This window comes from Paenalcaligenes sp. (assembly GCF_030152715.1).
GTDB lineage: Bacteria > Pseudomonadota > Gammaproteobacteria > Burkholderiales > Burkholderiaceae_B > Paenalcaligenes > Paenalcaligenes hermetiae.
Genome location: NZ_JASLIX010000091.1, coordinates 43604 through 61532, shown reverse-complemented (window position 1 = coordinate 61532; position 17929 = coordinate 43604). Strand labels below are relative to the sequence as shown.

16 protein-coding genes and 1 tRNA gene are annotated in these 17929 nt (G+C 48.4%); 9 read left to right on the top strand and 8 right to left on the bottom strand.

The annotated features are described in order from the left end of the window. The 6 genes from Q1V74_RS07295 to hrcA form a co-directional block, all read right to left on the bottom strand. Positions 1-338: DnaJ domain-containing protein (locus Q1V74_RS07295; protein ID WP_300647721.1), on the bottom strand; the 338-nt coding region annotated here is incomplete at its 3' end. 100 nt (positions 339-438) lie between these two features. Then, the gene (gene dnaK / locus Q1V74_RS07290) at positions 439-2349 is read right to left on the bottom strand and encodes a molecular chaperone DnaK (RefSeq protein WP_300647720.1); all 1911 of its coding nucleotides are present in this window, start codon (positions 2347-2349) and stop codon (positions 439-441) included. 107 nt (positions 2350-2456) lie between these two features. Further along, on the bottom strand, positions 2457-3044 hold the full coding sequence (grpE, locus tag Q1V74_RS07285) for a nucleotide exchange factor GrpE (RefSeq protein ID WP_300647719.1): 588 nt from the start codon (positions 3042-3044) through the stop codon (positions 2457-2459). Positions 3045-3139: 95 nt separating this feature from the next. Next, on the bottom strand, positions 3140-3700 hold the full coding sequence (locus tag Q1V74_RS07280) for a carbonate dehydratase (protein ID WP_260649916.1): 561 nt from the start codon (positions 3698-3700) through the stop codon (positions 3140-3142). 86 nt (positions 3701-3786) lie between these two features. After that, positions 3787-4857 carry a ferrochelatase gene (gene hemH / locus Q1V74_RS07275; RefSeq protein ID WP_300647718.1) on the bottom strand — a complete coding sequence of 357 codons (1071 nt, stop codon included), beginning with the start codon at positions 4855-4857 and terminating at the stop codon, positions 3787-3789. An 11-nt stretch (positions 4858-4868) separates the two neighbouring features. After that, positions 4869-5876, bottom strand: a complete 1008-nt coding sequence (gene hrcA / locus Q1V74_RS07270; protein ID WP_300647716.1) for a heat-inducible transcriptional repressor HrcA — start codon at positions 5874-5876, stop codon at positions 4869-4871. Positions 5877-5990: 114 nt separating this feature from the next. Here hrcA and Q1V74_RS07265 point away from each other — a divergent pair, with 114 nt between their 5' ends. Both Q1V74_RS07265 and recN read left to right on the top strand, forming a co-directional pair. After that, positions 5991-6884 carry an NAD kinase gene (locus Q1V74_RS07265; RefSeq protein ID WP_260649919.1) on the top strand — a complete coding sequence of 298 codons (894 nt, stop codon included), beginning with the start codon at positions 5991-5993 and terminating at the stop codon, positions 6882-6884. 6 nt (positions 6885-6890) lie between these two features. Continuing rightward, positions 6891-8543 carry a DNA repair protein RecN gene (gene recN, locus Q1V74_RS07260; protein ID WP_300647715.1) on the top strand — a complete coding sequence of 551 codons (1653 nt, stop codon included), beginning with the start codon at positions 6891-6893 and terminating at the stop codon, positions 8541-8543. Positions 8544-8575: 32 nt separating this feature from the next. On the opposite strand, the gene fur is transcribed toward recN, so the two are convergent. Further along, the gene (gene fur, locus Q1V74_RS07255; protein ID WP_260649921.1) at positions 8576-9031 is read right to left on the bottom strand and encodes a ferric iron uptake transcriptional regulator; all 456 of its coding nucleotides are present in this window, start codon (positions 9029-9031) and stop codon (positions 8576-8578) included. Positions 9032-9184: 153 nt separating this feature from the next. Between fur and Q1V74_RS07250 the strand changes: the two genes are divergently transcribed. Both Q1V74_RS07250 and dapB read left to right on the top strand, forming a co-directional pair. Beyond that, positions 9185-9664 (top strand): outer membrane protein assembly factor BamE, encoded by a 480-nt coding sequence (locus tag Q1V74_RS07250; protein WP_300647713.1) that lies wholly within the window; start codon positions 9185-9187, stop codon positions 9662-9664. A 51-nt stretch (positions 9665-9715) separates the two neighbouring features. Beyond that, positions 9716-10507, top strand: a complete 792-nt coding sequence (gene dapB / locus Q1V74_RS07245; RefSeq protein ID WP_300647712.1) for a 4-hydroxy-tetrahydrodipicolinate reductase — start codon at positions 9716-9718, stop codon at positions 10505-10507. 57 nt (positions 10508-10564) lie between these two features. Here the strand turns inward: dapB and murB are convergent, their stop codons facing one another. Next, the gene (gene murB / locus Q1V74_RS07240) at positions 10565-11590 is read right to left on the bottom strand and encodes a UDP-N-acetylmuramate dehydrogenase (protein WP_300647710.1); all 1026 of its coding nucleotides are present in this window, start codon (positions 11588-11590) and stop codon (positions 10565-10567) included. A 286-nt stretch (positions 11591-11876) separates the two neighbouring features. On the opposite strand from murB, the gene Q1V74_RS07235 reads away from it, so the two are divergent. From Q1V74_RS07235 to ggt, 5 genes are all read left to right on the top strand, one after another. Then, positions 11877-11952 (top strand) — tRNA-Gly (locus Q1V74_RS07235). Positions 11953-12109: 157 nt separating this feature from the next. Next, positions 12110-13558, top strand: coding sequence for an aldehyde dehydrogenase family protein (locus tag Q1V74_RS07230; RefSeq protein ID WP_300647709.1), 1449 nt, complete (start codon positions 12110-12112; stop codon positions 13556-13558). A 95-nt stretch (positions 13559-13653) separates the two neighbouring features. Then, entirely contained in the window at positions 13654-14454 is an 801-nt protein-coding gene (locus tag Q1V74_RS07225; RefSeq protein ID WP_260649924.1) for an enoyl-CoA hydratase, read from the top strand. Positions 14455-14470: 16 nt separating this feature from the next. Then, positions 14471-16102, top strand: coding sequence for an acyl-CoA synthetase (locus Q1V74_RS07220; protein ID WP_300647708.1), 1632 nt, complete (start codon positions 14471-14473; stop codon positions 16100-16102). Next, the gene (ggt, locus tag Q1V74_RS07215; protein ID WP_260649926.1) at positions 16092-17861 is read left to right on the top strand and encodes a gamma-glutamyltransferase; all 1770 of its coding nucleotides are present in this window, start codon (positions 16092-16094) and stop codon (positions 17859-17861) included. The genes Q1V74_RS07220 and ggt overlap by 11 nt, the downstream gene beginning before the upstream one ends. Positions 17862-17929: the final 68 nt, after the last annotated feature.

Genomic DNA, 17929 nt, shown 5'->3' with positions numbered 1-17929 from the left:
CCACCACGACGACCACCACCAAAAATATCGCCAAAAATATCGCCAAAGGCTTCAGCAAAGTCAGCACCACCCATGCCACCCATGCCGCCGCCCATGCCGCCCATCCCATTCGGGTCCACACCGGCATGACCAAAACGGTCATACGCAGCACGTTTTTCATCATCGTATAAGATTTCGTAGGCCTCTTTGACTTCTTTAAATTTTTCTTCGGCCTCTTTGCTGTCCGGGTTGCGATCAGGATGGTATTTCATCGCTAACCGGCGATAGGCTTTGCGAATATCGTCTTTTGACGCATTTTTCGCAAGACCTAATATTTCATAAAAATCGCGTTTTGCCATAATGACTGTGAGCGTATAGACGCTGTCTTAGTAAACAAGAATGCCCGATCCCTGGTGACCACCAGAAACCGGGCTTGTGAGCATTTAAGCCAATTGCAAATTAGTCGCGCTTAACTTCTTTGAAGTCAGCATCAACGACATTGTCATCAGCAGGCTTGTCGGCTTCGGCACCAGCGGCTTGTTGCGCTTGCATATCCGCGTAGATTTTTTCACCTAGTTTTTGTGCTGCGGTGGTCAACGCTTCGGTTTTCGCCTCGATATCTGCTTTGTCGTCACCTTTTAAGGCGATTTCTAGATCAGCAATGGCTTTTTCAATAGCTTCTTTTTCGGAAGCCTCGAGCTTATCGCCATAGTCCTCTAGGGATTTGCGGGTAGAGTGTACGAGCGCTTCGCCTTGGTTACGTGCGGTAGCCAGCTCTGCAATACGGCGGTCTTCCTCGGCATGAGCCTCGGCGTCAGCCATCATGCGCTGAACCTCTTCTTCGGTCAGACCAGAGCTTGCTTTAATGGTGATCTTGTTTTCTTTACCGGTACCTTTGTCTTTGGCCGATACATTCAAAATACCATTCGCATCAATATCAAATGTGACCTCGATCTGTGGCTCCCCACGGCGTGCCGGTGGAATCCCCTCCAGGTTAAATTCACCTAATAGTTTGTTCCCTGCCGCAATCTCACGCTCACCTTGGAAAACTTTAATCGTTACAGCTGGCTGGTTATCATCAGCTGTAGAGAACACTTGCGAGTGACGAGTAGGAATCGTGGTGTTTTTGTGAATCATTTTAGTCATTACACCACCTAGGGTTTCAATCCCTAAGGATAAAGGTGTTACGTCTAAAAGCAACACATCAGAACGGTCACCCGACAATACGGAACCTTGGATTGCAGCCCCAGTAGCGACGGCTTCATCAGGGTTAATATCACGGCGTGGGTCACGGCCAAAGAACTCTTTTACCTTTTCTTGGACCTTGGGCATACGTGTCATCCCGCCCACTAAGATCACGTCATCAATATCGGAAACTTTTACGCCAGCATCTTTAATGGCGATACGGCAAGGCTCAAGCGAACGCTCAATTAAATCCTCGACCAGAGCTTCGAGCTTGGCACGAGAAATTTTCAAGTTCAAGTGCTTTGGACCAGAGGCGTCTGCAGTAATATACGGCAGGTTGATCTCGGTCTGCGTAGTCGAAGAAAGCTCAATCTTGGCTTTTTCTGCGGCTTCTTTTAGACGCTGCAAAGCCAGAACGTCTTTGGATAGATCGGCACCACTCTCTTTTTTGAACTCTTCGATGATGTAGTCGATGATACGCTGGTCAAAGTCTTCACCACCTAAGAAGGTATCGCCGTTGGTCGACAACACTTCAAACTGTTTCTCTCCATCGATGTCGGCGATCTCGATGATAGAAACGTCAAAGGTACCACCACCTAAGTCATAGACAGCGATTTTGCTATCGCCTTTAGCGGCCTTATCCAAACCAAATGCTAAAGCAGCAGCGGTTGGCTCGTTAATAATGCGCTTGACTTCAAGCCCAGCAATTCGGCCAGCGTCTTTGGTTGCCTGGCGCTGACTATCGTTAAAGTAAGCGGGCACCGTGATGACGGCTTCGGTGACCTCTTCGCCTAAGTAATCTTCGGCGGTTTTTTTCATTTTACGCAAGATATCAGCTGATACCTGCTGTGGCGCTAACGCTTTGCCTTGTGCTTCGACCCAGGCGTCGTTATTGTCGGCCTTAATGATTTTATAAGGCATTTTTTCAATGTCGTCTTGAACGGTTTTCTCGTCAAAACGACGACCAATTAAGCGTTTAACCGCAAAAATGGTGTTTGTGGGGTTAGTGACGGCCTGACGTTTAGCTGGAGCCCCGACCAGAATCTCGCCATCGTCCATATAAGCCACGATGGAAGGCGTAGTACGACCGCCCTCGGCGTTTTCGATAATACGAATTTGATCGCCTTCTTGGACAGACACACAGCTGTTGGTTGTACCCAAGTCAATACCAATGATTTTGCTCATTTTTTATTTCCTAGCCTGTATTTGGTTTTGCGCTGATTCGCAATAAATTAATTCGTTAATTCCTATATGGGGTAGGGTTTTTATTTTTCAAGCCCCAACTAGTCGCTCTACTGACCCGCTGAAACCATAACAAGTGCAGGGCGTAAAACGCGTTCGGACAAGGCATAGCCTTTTTGAAGCACCTGGGCAATGGTGTCCTTGGGCTGGTCTGAAGGAATAGAAGAAATGGCTTGGTGATGATGTGGGTCGAATTTTTCCCCGACCTCTGGCGCAATTTCAACAAGCTTATGGCGCTCAAAAGCGGAGTTTAGCTGACGTAACGTGGTTTCTACGCCTTCGATAAGCACTTCTAGGGTTTGGTCTTCTTGGGCAAGCGCTGCTTCTAGGCTATCTCGCACGGGAATAAGGCTCTCAGCAAAGCTTTCTACCGCAAACTTGCGCGCTTTTGCGACATCCTCAGCGGCGCGGCGACGAATATTTTCGACTTCGGCTTTGGCGCGTAAAAGCTGGTCGTAGTATTCGGAGACTTTAGCTTGGGCTTCGGATAGCTCGGCCGCCAAATCCGACGTTTCGGGAACTTGAATCGTCTCGTCGTTAGCATCGTCCATAGCAGATAGCTCTTCTGCGGGACTGGACTGTTCTAAATCTGCAGTTTGTTCTTGCGTATTATCCTGCGGTTGCTTCGGTGCGGACATAGGTTTCTCCACGTATAAATCAAAAATAATAACGATAGAAACCATATGGGGGCATACGCCCCCACTTCAAGCCCACTTTTGTGTTTTTTGTAAAATTAAAACTGGTTTTGAATACGACGATACGCTTGCGCTAACGATACATTTGTATGCATCACGGATTCAGAGAAGTCCTTTGCTGACTGAGGCACGGTTTTTAAGGCGCTTAGGTCAGTGGCTTCTTTTACTACTGTAGCCGAAGGCAAGTAAAAATGCTCGGGGATATCATGCCCATCTACCACACAGTTGTGGCGCACTACAGCCGAATCACCCACCGTGCAGTTAAACAACACCGTGTTAAAACCAATAAACACATGGCTGCCTACAGTACAAGGCCCATGCACAATAGAGCGGTGCGCAATAGAGGTGTGCTCACCAATGGTTACCGCTGCACCGTCTTTGGAGTGAATCACCACCCCGTCTTGGATATTGGAGTTAGCTCCAATCACAATAGGCTCGAGATGGCCATTTTCATCAAGCTCATCCGCGCGGATAACCGCATAAGGACCTATAAATACGTGGGGGCCAACTTCGATACGACCACACAATACAGCAGTAGGGTCGACAAAAGCCGTTTCGTGTACAACCGGATAATCACCCCGTGGATTTTTTCTTAACATCAGATCTTCCTGAATAAAAGACCGCTTTTAGTAAAGCTTTCTAAAAAAAGCACAACCAAGCTGCGGACAAACGGTTTTATTTTAGGCTAATTTGTGACCTTAGGTAATTCCCATCCACCTAAATTCTGCAACACAATGTCGCTCAAACCAGCAATCCAGCCTTTGTCATCGTTTAAACAAGCAATATAGCTAAAGTTTTGCCCCCCCTCCTCTAAAAAAGCGTCTCTACACTCTTGTTGTATTTCTTCCAATGTTTCCAAACAATCGGCCAAAAATCCCGGACAGGCCACCTGTACAGATTGCACTCCCTCTTTAGCCCATTGGCGCAATGTCGGTTCAGTATAAGGCTCAAGCCACTGATCGGCACCAAAGCGACTCTGAAAACTAGCAAACACAGGCACATCGGCATCGACCAAGGCTTCGCGCACCGCCGCAGTAGTCAACATGCACTCGCGGTAATACGGATCCCCCGCCACCACAGAGCGACGCGGTATGCCATGAAAACTAAGCAACAAGCGCTGCGGCTTCCCATGCTGCTGCCAATGGCGCTGAATACTTTGTACTAGTGGTTGTATATAGGCTGGGTGCTGACAAAAACTTTTAATAAAGCGCGTTTCGGGCTGGTTACGACGCTTACGCAAATAGCGGTTAAGCTCATCGACCGCTGTAGCAGTGGTGCTGGCGGCATATTGTGGATACATCGGCACCATTAAAATGCGCTCACACCCCAAAGCGGTTAGCTCATTAAGCACATCATGCATTGCTGGCTTTCCATAGCGCATGGCTAAACGCACCGGAATAGAATGCCCTTGGGCTTGTAGTTGCTGCTGCAAACCCTGTGCTTGCGCCTGACTATAAACCAACAACGGAGACCCCTGATCCATCCAGATGGACGCATACTTAGGAACCAGTTTACGCGGTCTAAAAGGCAATACAAAACAGCGCAAAATAATCTGCCACAATGCGGCGGGCAGCTCCACCACCCGCTGATCCGATAAAAACTGAGCTAAATAGCGCCGAATATCACCGGCTGTCGCGGTGGCTGGCGTACCTAAGTTCACAAGCAGCACCCCTACCCGAGGTGCGGCTAAGGTACGAATATGAGGATCAAGCAAATTATTTTCCGCTGCTTCCGCGTAGTATTTTTTTGAACACATAATAAAAATGATTAGACGTGATGACTCAAGGCATTAGATAACATTCGAGCCGTAATATCTACTATAGGGATGACTTTATCGTAAGCCATACGCGATGGGCCAATTACCCCTAAGGTTCCTAATACTTGGCCATCGACCTCGTAAGGGGCTGTGACCACAGAGATTTCCTCTAAAGGCACCAAATGCGAGTCCCCCCCAATATAAATCTGCACCCCTTGTGCTTTGCGAGACACATCCAATAAATGTAGCCATTCTGTTTTCTTTTCAAACAAATCAAATAGATGGCGTAATTTATCCATGTCTGCCACCATCTCGCTGACATTAAGCAGCTTGCTTTCGCCTGAGATGACCACCGCCTCGGCATAATCGGGCTCACTATCACCGGTTTCTACCGCCACCTGCATTAAACGCGTAATATCTTCACGCAAAGAAGATAACTCTCCGGATAAAGCTTCCCGTACTTGGGTAAATGACATCCCAGAAAAATGTTGATTAAAGAAATTACTGGCCTCAATGAGCTCGTGTTCTTTGTAGTCTCTGGACACAAAAAGAATACGGTTTTGCACATCACCACTTGGGGTCACAATAATTAAGAGCACCCGTTTTTCTGATAATCGAATAAAATCAATTTGTTTGAACGTATTAGCACGCTTAGGCGCTAGCACTACCCCGGCAAACTGTGACAGGTTCGATAACAGTTCTGCTGCTGAGCTAACCGCACGCGCAGGCTCATAACGAGGGATCTGTAACGCCAGTTTTTCCGAAAAGGAAAAATCATTGCGTGGTACTGCCAGGAGCTGATCTACAAAAATACGATAGCCTTGCGGTGTAGGCACACGCCCCGCCGAGGTGTGTGGACTTTGTATAAGCCCCAAGTCTTCCAGATCCGCCATCACATTGCGGATCGTCGCCGGAGACAAATCAAACATTTTGGATAATGTTCTAGATCCTACTGGCTGACCATCGGCAATATAACGCTCAATCAATACATTTAATAATGCGCTTGCTCTATCATCCATAGCAGTAAATAAGCAAATTATGCGATTCGTTACGATTACCTACCCAACATAAATGGGCTAGCACCTCTATAATTCTAATCTAATTATTACTAACAAATCATAAGGTCTTACCTCATGCATTTTAAGTCAGTGGCAATTATCGGCCGCTACCAAGACAGTGGCTTAGATGCGCCCTTACGCGCTTTGGCAAACACCCTACAACAAGCCGGCTGTCACGTCATGGTCGAAGCCGACACCGCTCGTTACATCGGGGTTACCGAGCTCCCCACACGCACATATGCCGAAATTGGCGCGCAAGCGGATCTCGCCGTTATTATGGGTGGCGACGGTACGATGATCGGCGCTGCTAGAAATCTGGCTAATTACGATGTACCTTTGATTGGTATCAACCATGGCCGCTTGGGCTTTATTACTGATATTCCTATCAATAATGCTCATGAAGCAGTAAGTAGCGTCATTGCAGGGCACTATCAGGCCGAGGACCGCAGCTTACTTGAAGGACGTATCGTACGCGATGGCGAAGTGTTGTACTCTGGTATTGCCCTCAATGATATTGTGATCAATCGTGCAGGGCGAGGCGGGATGATTGAGCTCCGTGTAGAGCTAGACGATATTTTCATGCATCGCCAACGAGCAGACGGAGTGATTATATCTACTCCCACAGGCTCCACAGCCTATGCTTTAGCAGCCAACGGTCCCATTTTACATCCCTGTTTGAACGCTTTACTTTTAGTGCCAGTTGCCCCACAAACGCTGTCTAACCGCCCTGTCGTCGTGCCCGATACCAGTACGCTAAGCCTGACCATCACAACCTTAGGGCGGGTAGAGTCTGGAGCAAGCGTACATTTTGATATGCAAGCCTGGTCCGACTGCCAAGCAGGAGATCGCGTCGATATTCGACGTGCTCAAAACACAGTGCGCTTTATTCATCCAGAGGGCTATAGCTTTTTTTCCACCTTAAGGCAAAAATTAGACTGGAATCGAATCCCCGCCGACGAGAACGAGTAAATTCATATGCTATGTTCCCTACATTTACGCGATTTTGTGATCGTTGAACACAATCACATCGAGTTTGCCTCAGGTTTTACCGTTTTCTCAGGTGAAACGGGCGCTGGTAAGTCCATCTTGATCGATGCGCTCTCTCTTGCTCTTGGTGGGCGAGGAGACGCAAACGTGGTGCGCCAAGGCAAAGAAAAAGCTGAAATCATCGCCACCTTTGCTCCGCCTGCCTCTGCCTTAAGCTGGCTCGCTGAGCACGATTTGCCTACCGATGAAAGCCTAATTTTGCGTCGCCTCATTGATAACCAAGGCCGTAGCCGAGCTTATATAAATGGCGTTCCCTCTACGGTAAGTCAACTACGCGAGCTCGGAGCACTTTTGGTTGATATCCATGGCCAGCATGCTCATCAAAGCCTGCTGCAACCCCATGCCCATGCGTTGATTTTAGATAGTCAAGGGCAACACCTATCCCTTAGCCAGGACGTCGCACAACGATGGCAAGCATGGCAAAAAGCAAAAATGGCTTTTGATAGCGCACAACAAGATAGCCAAGCCCATGAACAAGAGCTTGAGCTCCTTGACTGGCAAATTCAACAGCTCGACGAGCTCGGCTTAGTCGAGGGCGACTGGGAGCAGTTAACAGCCGAACATGAGCGTTTAGCTCACGCGCAGTCTTTATTGGATGGAGCCGCCCATTGCGTACACTGTCTGGACAACGATGAGGCGGGCGCGCTATCCGCTCTTCATATCGCTCTACAACATCTACAAAGCTTGCTCAAACACGACCCACAGCTTGAGCCGATCTATCAAACGCTGGAGTCTGCGCAAATAGCCTGTGCAGAAAGCCTTTCTGACTTGAACAGCTATTTAAGTAGTGTAGAGCTCGACCCAGAGCGTCTTACGCAATTAGAACAGCGTATGTCCATGGCGTTTGATTTAGCACGCAAACACAAATGCGAACCCGAAGCACTCCCCGAACGCTTATCAGAGCTTGAAAAGCGCCGCCAGCAATTACAGCAATCCGCCGACCTTGCCGCACTTGAGCAGACGATGCTCCAAGCCAAGCAGCACTATGATGCGGCAGCGGCACAACTGAGTCACGCTCGCCAGCAAATTAGCTCTCAATTAAGTCAGCAGGTTACGGCAGCTATGCAGCAGCTCTCGATGGAAGGCGGTCAGTTTCAGGTATTACTCACCCCTCATGAGCCAAGTAGCCATGGCAATGAAAAAGTGGAATTTTTGGTTGCCGGCCATGCTGGAGTCAAGCCTGCCCCGTTAAGCAAGGTCGCTTCGGGTGGGGAACTAGCTCGAATTTCTTTGGCCTTATCGGTCATCGCCAGTCAAGCTGCCCGCGTGCCAACTTTAATTTTTGATGAGGTCGATAGCGGGATTGGTGGGGCTATTGCCGAAGTGGTAGGACGGTTATTAAATGAGCTTGGCCAACGCCATCAAGTGCTCTGTGTAACCCATTTACCCCAAGTTGCCGCATGTGGTGAACATCATTTTTTAGTCAGCAAGCACTCAGACGGCCAACAAACCGTTTCTAAAATACAACAGCTTCATACCAAGGAGCGCGTGGAGGAAATTTCAAGAATGTTAGGCGGCATAGAAATCACCGCCACCACAAGGCAGCACGCCCAAGAAATGTTAGGGCTACGTACTTCATAAAAAAAGGGGCTATATGAGCCCCTTTTTGGTGTTTAACGAGATCTTGAGCGTGTAGGCTTAGCGCTTTCTACACAATCATTACATATGCCATAAAGCACCAATGTATGGCTCTCGAGCTCAAACCCTAAATTATCAGCGATATCGTATTGTCGCTTTTCGATTTCGGGGTCGGAGAACTCCACAACTTTGGCGCAATTAGTACAAATGAAATGGTCATGATGATCGCCATCGTTTAGCTCAAATACCGCTTTACCACCATCAAATTGACTTCGCATTAAAATACCTGCTTGTTCAAATTGAGTCAGCACGCGGTACACTGTAGCTAAACCAATATCGACATCTTCGGCAATTAATAACCGGTAGACGTCTTCGGCGCTAAGGTGACGCATTTCTTCGGTTTCGTCATGGCGACGAAATACATCTAGAATCTTTAGGCGCGGAAATGTCGCCTTAAGCCCCATGTTTTTCAGTTCATTTTGGTCTTTCATGGCTAGAATTATATATCTGATTGGGGGTAAGGCTCGTTGCCCGCACTGCATAATGCAGACGGATTTCGAGGTGATTTCACAATGCACACGATGCGCATTTCTATAAACCCTTATATGATAACGATTTTATCCTAACAGGGGCAAAGTAACGCAATGAACGCAAAAAAATACTCCACTCTCTTGCGCATAGGCCTAATCGCAGGTATGACGGCTTTGACTCTTAGCGCCTGCAGCGGTAGCAAATGGGGCTTCCCCTACAAGGCTCCTGTACAACAGGGAAACTGGTTAACTACCGCCCAAATTGAACGCCTAGAGGTCGGCATGACCCGCGAGCAGGTTCGCTTTTTACTTGGTAGCCCAACCCTGCAGGACATTTTCCACAGCGATCGCTGGGAATACCCGTACTATCATAAACCAGGTTACGGCAAAGAAGAGTTACGGTTATTTACCGTTTGGTTCGAAGACGACGTATTAGTTCGCTGGGAAGGGGATCAGCAACCCAACCGACAGCCCTTTGAGCAGTCGGATTCAGGGGCTTCTGCTATTAAAAACACCCCCAACAATGAGCCCGTCACACGCCCTCTGGAGTCTCACCCAGAAAGTGCCGTCATGGAAGTCGAGCCCTTGCGCTAGTACATCGGCGTTTCGCTCTCTTGGACTGATTTACTTAACAAAGGAATTTTTATGCGTATTGCTATTGCAGGCGCTAACGGCCGTATGGGTCGTATGTTGATTGAAGCCGTTTTATCCAGTCATGATATGCAGCTTACAGTTGCTCTAGACCACGCTGGCTCAGAGGCGATCGGCAAAGATGCGGGTGCATTTCTAGGCAAAGAAACTGGCGTGTTGATTAGCGATGACTTGAGCCAACTACAGCAGGCGGATTGCTTGATCGACTTTACCCGCCCAGAAGGCACGATGAATCATGTTGCTACATGTCTTTCTCACAATTGCCAGCTTATTATCGGCACTACGGGTTTTAGCGAAGAGCAAAAAGCACGCATTCAGCAAGCCGCTGAACAAATCGCTATTGTTTTTGCTCCCAATATGAGTGTGGGTGTTAACGTTACCCTGCGCCTCATTGAGCTTGCCGCTAAGCTAATGCAAGAAGGCTTTGATGCAGAGGTATTCGAAGCCCATCACCGCAATAAAGTCGACGCTCCTTCAGGCACGGCGCTAGCTATGGGCGAGGCCATTGCAAAAACGTGGGGGGTTAACCTAAACGATGTGGCTGACTGGACACGCTACGGCCACACTGGAGCCCGAGAAGATGGCCGTATTGGCTTTTCCGTGGTGCGCGGTGGCGATATTATTGGTGATCATACTGTGTACTTTTGTGGCGAAGGGGAGCGTATTGAAATCACGCATCGCTCCAGTAACCGCACTACCTATGCACAAGGCAGCTTGCGCGCTGCGCGCTTTCTAAAAGGCAAAAGTCATGGCCTCTATACTATGCAGGACGTGTTAGGTAGCTAAAGCCATTTTCTATGCCCCCTGCCCAGTTTGGGGGCTATGGATTATCATGGGCCAGCCTTATTGCACAGCAATAGGCTCTTGCTCTAGCTGCACTTGAAAAAGCTCAAACACCTGCTGCTGAACTTGCTGCACCAAAGCCGCCACATCGGCTGCTCTTGCTCCACCATAATTCACTAAAACCAATGCTTGGTTTTTGTGCATCCCAACAGGCCCTAAGCGTTTGCCCTTCCAGCCGGCATGATCAATCAACCAGCCTGCTGCTAGCTTATATTGGCCTTGGTAAGGGTATGCAACCAAGTCTGGATACTGTGCTAACAGCTGCTCATAATGTGCCGTAGTTACAATAGGATTTTTAAAAAAGCTCCCTGCATTCGCCAGCACAGCGGGATCAGGGAGTTTTTGTTGACGAATCGCTATTACCGCCTGAAAAACCGCTTGCGCGGTAATAGGTGTTTTCTGTAAAAGCGGGTGATGCTGCAAATCCGGATAACGCAATATCGGTGTCCACGCCCCCGCCGTCACTAGTTTAAACTGCACCGCAACAATCATATAGCGCCCCTGGGGAGCTCGTTTAAAAAAGCTATCCCTATAGGCGAACTGGCAGTCCGCTGTATCTAACCACAAATATTGTGCCGTCAAAAAATCCCATACTTTCACCGCATGCACAACCTGCTGCAGTTCTATTCCATACGCACCAATATTTTGTACTGGCGCCGCACCAACCGTACCAGGAATCAAAGCCAAGTTCTCCAAGCCATACCAGCCCTGGTCCAAACAATAATGAACAAAATCATGCCAGACCTCACCTGCCTGTGCCTCCACCCATACCTCATCCCCCTGCTGTGCTATTAAACGAATCCCTTTGTTTTGCATATGGATCAATAAGGCATCAACAGTATCAGCCATCACCATATTGCTCCCACCGCCTAACACCCATCTTTTTGACGAGGTTTGTATTTTCTCTTGCAACTCAGGTAGCTGTGCTTCATTCTCAAAACATAAAAACTGTTTCGCCACAGCGGGCAAAGCCAAAGTATTTAAGGCTTGCAAGCACATATTTGAGGTTATTTGCACCGGTAACATCCATATAAAAACACACACACTAGCGCTCATCATGGCGCATTTTTTATTTTTTTTCAAAAATATTTGACAAGATCTACATTTTTCCTATATAGTTATGTTTTTACAGCGAACCTAGTCGTTTGTTGCCACGTAATCAAGACGGATTAGCTTGACAAACACACCAGGCTTGATTACAATTATTTTTTGATTTGATTAGCACCTAGATTGAACCGAAAAACAAAACGGTTGACAAAACAAAAAATCTAGACTACAATTTCAAATCATTGGGAATTAGCCCAATAAAAATGCGGGAATAGCTCAGTTGGTAGAGCGCAACCTTGCCAAGGTTGAAGTCGCGAGTTCGAGTCTCGTTTCCCGCTCCAGAATTTCAAAAGCCCTTGATTGTAATCAAGGGCTTTTTTTATATATCGATTACCCCCACTCTTCCTCTCTTTGATTGTTTTCTCCTAGGGTTTTAGTTAGTCTACAAAAGACGCTACCTTCCGTTAGCGTCAAACCCACTCAAAATGGAGACAACCCATGCCTACAGAACAATCAAAAAAAATCATCGCCCAAATCCGTCAAAAGTCCTTTCTACAGTTAATTAACGGCACCCTGACCGCAGGTGCCACCACAATCCCTGTGATCGACCCAGCCACTGAAGAAGTGCTATTACACGCACCAGTAGCAGATAAGGCTCAAGCCAACCAGGCCATCCAGAGCGCTAATCAAGCATTTCCCCTATGGCGCACACTGCCGGCCTCTGATCGCGTCTCCCTACTTTTACAACTTTTAGATCGTATCGAAGCCCACCGCGATCTCATTGCACAAATTATTACGCTCGAGGTCGGCAAACCACTCGCCGCTGCTTATGCTGATGTGGATCTCGCCTTAATGTGGGGCCGTGAAGTTACCCAAATGTCACTGGAGCCCACTCGCTTAGAAAAAACTCCAGATGTCATTGTAGAAATTCATCACGCTCCTCTAGGGGTAGTACTAGCTATTATTCCTTGGAATTTTCCCTTCTTTCAAACACTTTATAAACTCGTACCTGCATTAATGTGTGGTAATACCTTAATTATTAAGCCCGCTCCTACCTCCCCACTTAACGCCCTTTTACTCGCCGAACTTGCACATGACCTTTTCCCTGCGGGCGTTCTTAATATTCTTGGAGACGCTGGTGATCTGGGACCTCATTTAAGTCAACATCCTGATATTCATAAGATTTCCTTCACAGGCTCCACCTCAGTCGGCCGTCATGTTATGGCTAGCGGCGCCTCCAACCTAAAGCGTATTGTTCTTGAGCTTGGCGGTAATGACGCCGCCCTTGTCTTAGATGATGCAAACCTAGAGATGGCCGCAAAGTCTATCTTTGACTGGGCATTTATGAACTCTGGTCAGGTTTGTATCAACATCAAGCGTATTTATGTACCTACAAAGCACTATGACGCATTTTGCACCCTATTTGCTGCGCATGCCCAACGTGCGGTGCTAGGCCATGGACTCAATGAGCAAACGGAGTTTGGCCCATTACAAAACAAACGTCAGTTTGAAACTATTAAGCAACTATTAGAGCAGGCAAAAAAAGATGGCACAATAGTTGCTGGTGGTACTATCACGGCTGGTAAAGGCTACTTTGTTCCGCTAACTGTTGTACGTGATATCGATGAAAACAGCCCTCTGATTACAGAAGAAACTTTTGGCCCTATACGAGCCATTATGCCCTACCATTCTATTGATGACGCAATTCAACGTATTAACAATACCCCCTATGGCCTAGGCAACTCTGTCTGGTCCTCAGACTTAGAACGTGCCAGAACTATTGCGCAACAACTAGAAAGCGGCACGGTTTGGATCAATACTCACTTTGCTTTAGCCCCCGATGTGCCTTTCGGTGGTCATAAGCAGTCTGGGCTAGGAGTAGAGTTTGGCATAGAAGGCTTATTGGCTTTTACCGCCCCAAAAGTGATCCATATCAACATTCCCTAAAAAACAAAAAAAGAACCCTCCCCTACTCTTGCAAACTCGCAAGCCGCAGGTAAGATTAATAAACAAACACAACAAACATGAAGTGGAGTAGACAAATGCAATCCCCCTCCTCTGAACTAGTGCTTCGTGCCGATCACAATGGCATCACCACTCTAGAGCTCAATCGTCCTGAGCGCTATAACGCACTTTCTGAAGAGTTACTCAACTCGCTCCAACAACACTTAGACCAAATCGCAGAAGACACCAGCGTACGCTGCGTGGTACTCGCAGCAGCAGGCAAAGCTTTTAGTGCTGGACACGATTTAAAACAGATGCGCGGCAAACCTCGGTTAGATTATTACCAACAGCTTTTTCAGCAATGCGCCGGGGTCATGCAAAGCATTCAACAGCTTCCTGTACCGGTCATCGCCCGCGTTCATGGTATCGCAACCGCTGCAGGCTGCCAGCTCGTTGCCAGCTGTGATCTGGCTATTGCCTCTACAGATGCTCAGTTTGCCGTTTCAGGTATCAATGTAGGTTTGTTTTGCTCAAGTCCCGCTGTTGCTTTATCCAGAAACATCCCTACTAAACATGCTTTTGATATGCTCGTCACAGGCCGCTTTATTGATGCGCAAACCGCAGCTCAATGGGGATTAATTAATGAGGCCGTTGCCCCTGAGGCTTTAAACGAAGCCGTTGCACAAAAAGTAGCGACTATACTCACTAAAAGCCCGACCGCGATTCGCTACGGCAAGTCCATGTTTTACAAGCAACAACAAATGGATTTGGCCTCTGCATATGCCTATGCAGCCGAGGTCATGGCAAAAAATATGATGGAAGAGGATGCCGCAGAAGGCATTGATGCTTTTATTGAAAAACGCACACCAAACTGGAACCGTTCATCACAATCATTTTGATACGCGGAGAATCCACATGGAGAGACAAAACCCTTACAACCATGGCTTAGATAAAAACGCAGCCAACTACGTCCCGTTATCCCCGCTTAGTTTTATTGAGCGTACCGCTGTTGTCCACCCACAACTTACCTCAGTCATTTATCACCAGCGTCGCTTTACCTGGGCTCAAACCTACCAACGCTGCAAACAACTCGCTTCTGCTTTGAGTCAAAAAGGTATCGGAGAGGGAGACACGGTCAGCACCATGCTTCCCAATATTCCAGCAATGTACGAAGCGCATTTTGGGGTGCCTATGACTGGCGCGGTATTAAACACCCTTAATATCCGCCTTAACCCTGAAAGCCTGGCATTCATGCTAGACCACAGCCAATGTAAAGCGATTTTGGTCGACCCGGAATTTTCAGGGGTGATCCAACAAGCTTTAGCGCTAATGACAGGACCTAAGCCCTATGTGATTGATGTGGATGATGCCCACTTTACACAAGGGGGTCGTATTGGCGATACCGAATACGAAGCCTTTATCGCTCAAGGCGACCCAAACTTTGATTGGCAGCTACCTAGTGACGAGTGGAATGCTATTGCTCTTGGCTATACTTCTGGCACCACGGGCAACCCTAAAGGGGTAGTCACCCATCACCGCGGAGCCTATCTGGCAGCTCTAAGCAATGCACTTGCCGCACAAATGCCTGCACACCCGACTTATTTGTGGACCTTACCGCTATTTCATTGCAATGGCTGGTGTTTTCCATGGGTGATGGCGCTGCTCGCCGGCACAAATGTGTGCCTACGTCGCGTAGATGTTAAGGTCATTTTGGATCAAATCCGCGAGCACCGCATCGAATACTACTGTGGCGCTCCCATTGTGCATACCATGATTGCCGACGCCCCCGATGCTTGGCGAGAGGGCATCGATCATACCGTCCATGGTTTAATCGCTGGCGCCCCACCACCCGCTTCTGTTTTCAAGCGCATGGAAGAAATCGGTTTTGACCTGACGCATGTGTATGGCTTAACCGAAACCTATGGTCCTGCCGTGGGCTGTACCAAACAACCCGAATGGGCTTCCCTATCTATTGATGAGCGCGTAGAAAAAAATAGCCGGCAGGGTGTACGCTACCCCCTAGAGCAAGATGTTGCCGTCCTGGATCCTATCACCATGGAACCCGTGCCCTGGGATGGGGAAACCATTGGCGAAATCATGTTCCGCGGCAATATTGTCATGAAAGGCTACTTAAAAAACCCAGCAGCTACAGCCGAGGCCTTTGCCGGCGGCTGGTTTCACTCGGGTGACTTAGGTGTGGTCGACCCCGACGGATACATCAAAATCCGCGACCGAGCTAAAGATGTGATTATCTCTGGCGGTGAAAATATTGCTTCACTAGAGATCGAAGAGGCTTTGTTATTACATCCTGCCGTGGCCGCCGTTGCTGTGGTTGCTCTTAAGGATGAAAAATGGGGCGAGGTGCCCGCTGCTTTTGTCGAGCTGCGCCCCGGCCAGCATGCGGATGAAAAGCAGTTACACCAGCATTGCGAACAACACCTAGCCCGCTACAAACTACCTAAAAAATATATTTTTGGCGAATTAACTCGTACCTCTACCGGCAAGGTACAGAAATTTGCCTTACGGGAGCAAATCAATGCGAACTAACTCCATGTTTTTTACTCGTTTAAGCGCTGGCGCTGCAATTTTAGCGCTACTTACCGCTTGCGCACATCCCCCTCATCAACCCCCAGCTCAAACCGCCGCCGCCCAAGCGGTGGCGGCCGCCTATGACCATACGCTTTCCGTTTTTCATCCTGTCGTAGCTAAGCATGGCATGGTTGCCTCTGAGCACCATCTCGCCTCGGCGGTTGGCCTACAGATTCTCCAACAAGGCGGCAATGCAGTAGATGCAGCCGTTGCTGTTGGTTTTGCTTTGGCCGTTGTGCTGCCTAACGCCGGTAATATCGGTGGCGGCGGATTTATGATGTATCACGATGCCCAAAGCCAGCAATCCATCGCCCTCGATTTTCGTGAGGTAGCACCAAGCGGCGCCCATCGGGATCTTTACCTCGATGAGAACGGTGATGTCATTGATGGCAAATCGCTTTTCACTCACTATGCCGTGGGGGTGCCTGGCACGGTTGCCGGCTTAGAGCACGCGCTAAAAAAATGGGGCTCCCTGCCACTAAAACAGGTGATGCAGCCGGCCATAGACTTAGCTGAAAATGGGTTTATTGTTAGTGAAACTCTAGCAAAAGTCTTAGCCGCATCGGCCAAGGAAATGGGCAAGTGGCCTGCCACAACCGCTATATTTTGGCGTAATGGTGCCCCTTTAAAAGCGGGCGATCGGCTCATTCAAAAAGACTTAGCCCAGTCCTTGCGTCTCATTGCCGACCAAGGCAGCTATGCTTTTTATCAAGGCGAAATCGCTAAAAAAATTGCAGCAGAAATGCAACCTTATCCTGGCGCGATCCGCCTTGCTGATCTGGCGGCCTATCAAGCCGTGGAGCGTCAGCCTGTCCATGGCCGTTATCGCGGATATGATATCGTCACCATGCCTCCTCCCTCATCGGGGGGCGCCCACTTAGTCCAGATTCTGAATATACTTGAGCGTTGGCCTCTAGGCGAATGGGGACACAATAGTGCGCAATCCGTTCATTACATGGCTGAAAGCATGAAACTAGCCTATGCCGATCGTGCAGAGTATCTCGGTGACCCAGATTTTGTGAAAGTCCCCCTAGAAGGTCTCATTTCCAAGCATTACGCGGACAATCTCGCACAGCGCATCAACGACAAAGCCACACCAGCTCAGCAGATTAAGCCGGGCAATCCATTACCCTATGAAAGCGACCAAACCACCCATTACTCCATTATGGACCGTTTTGGGAACGCAGTTGCTGTCACCTATACATTGAATACAAATTTTGGGACGGGCATTGTTGCTAAAGGCACGGGTATTTTATTAAATAATGAAATGGATGATTTTTCAGCAAAACCTGGAGTAGCCAATGCTTATGGCTTAGTCGGTGGAGAGGCCAATGCGGTTGCCGCTGGCAAGCGTCCTTTATCCTCCATGACGCCTACCCTTGTGCTAAAAGACGGTAAGCCCGTTTTAGTAACAGGTAGCCCCGGGGGCGCGCGTATTATTACTACAGTGCTACAAACAGTGGTAAATAAAATTGATTACGACATGAACCCAGCCGAAGCGGCTTCTGCTTTGCGCGTCCATCACCAATGGACACCCGATGAGCTCCGTGTAGAGCAAGGTTTCAACGTAGATACCATCCGCTTACTCGAAGAGCGCGGACATCAAGTCAATATCAAAGCCTCTATGGGCCGCACCCAAACCATTCAACGCGAGGGCGATATGCTCTGGGGCTACTCTGACCCGCGCAACCCAGATGGCTCCACTCTTGGCTATTGACACAATTTTTTACGATCGATTGTGAACCGGCTTTTATAATAGCGGCGACTGTTTTGATTCTTAGGATG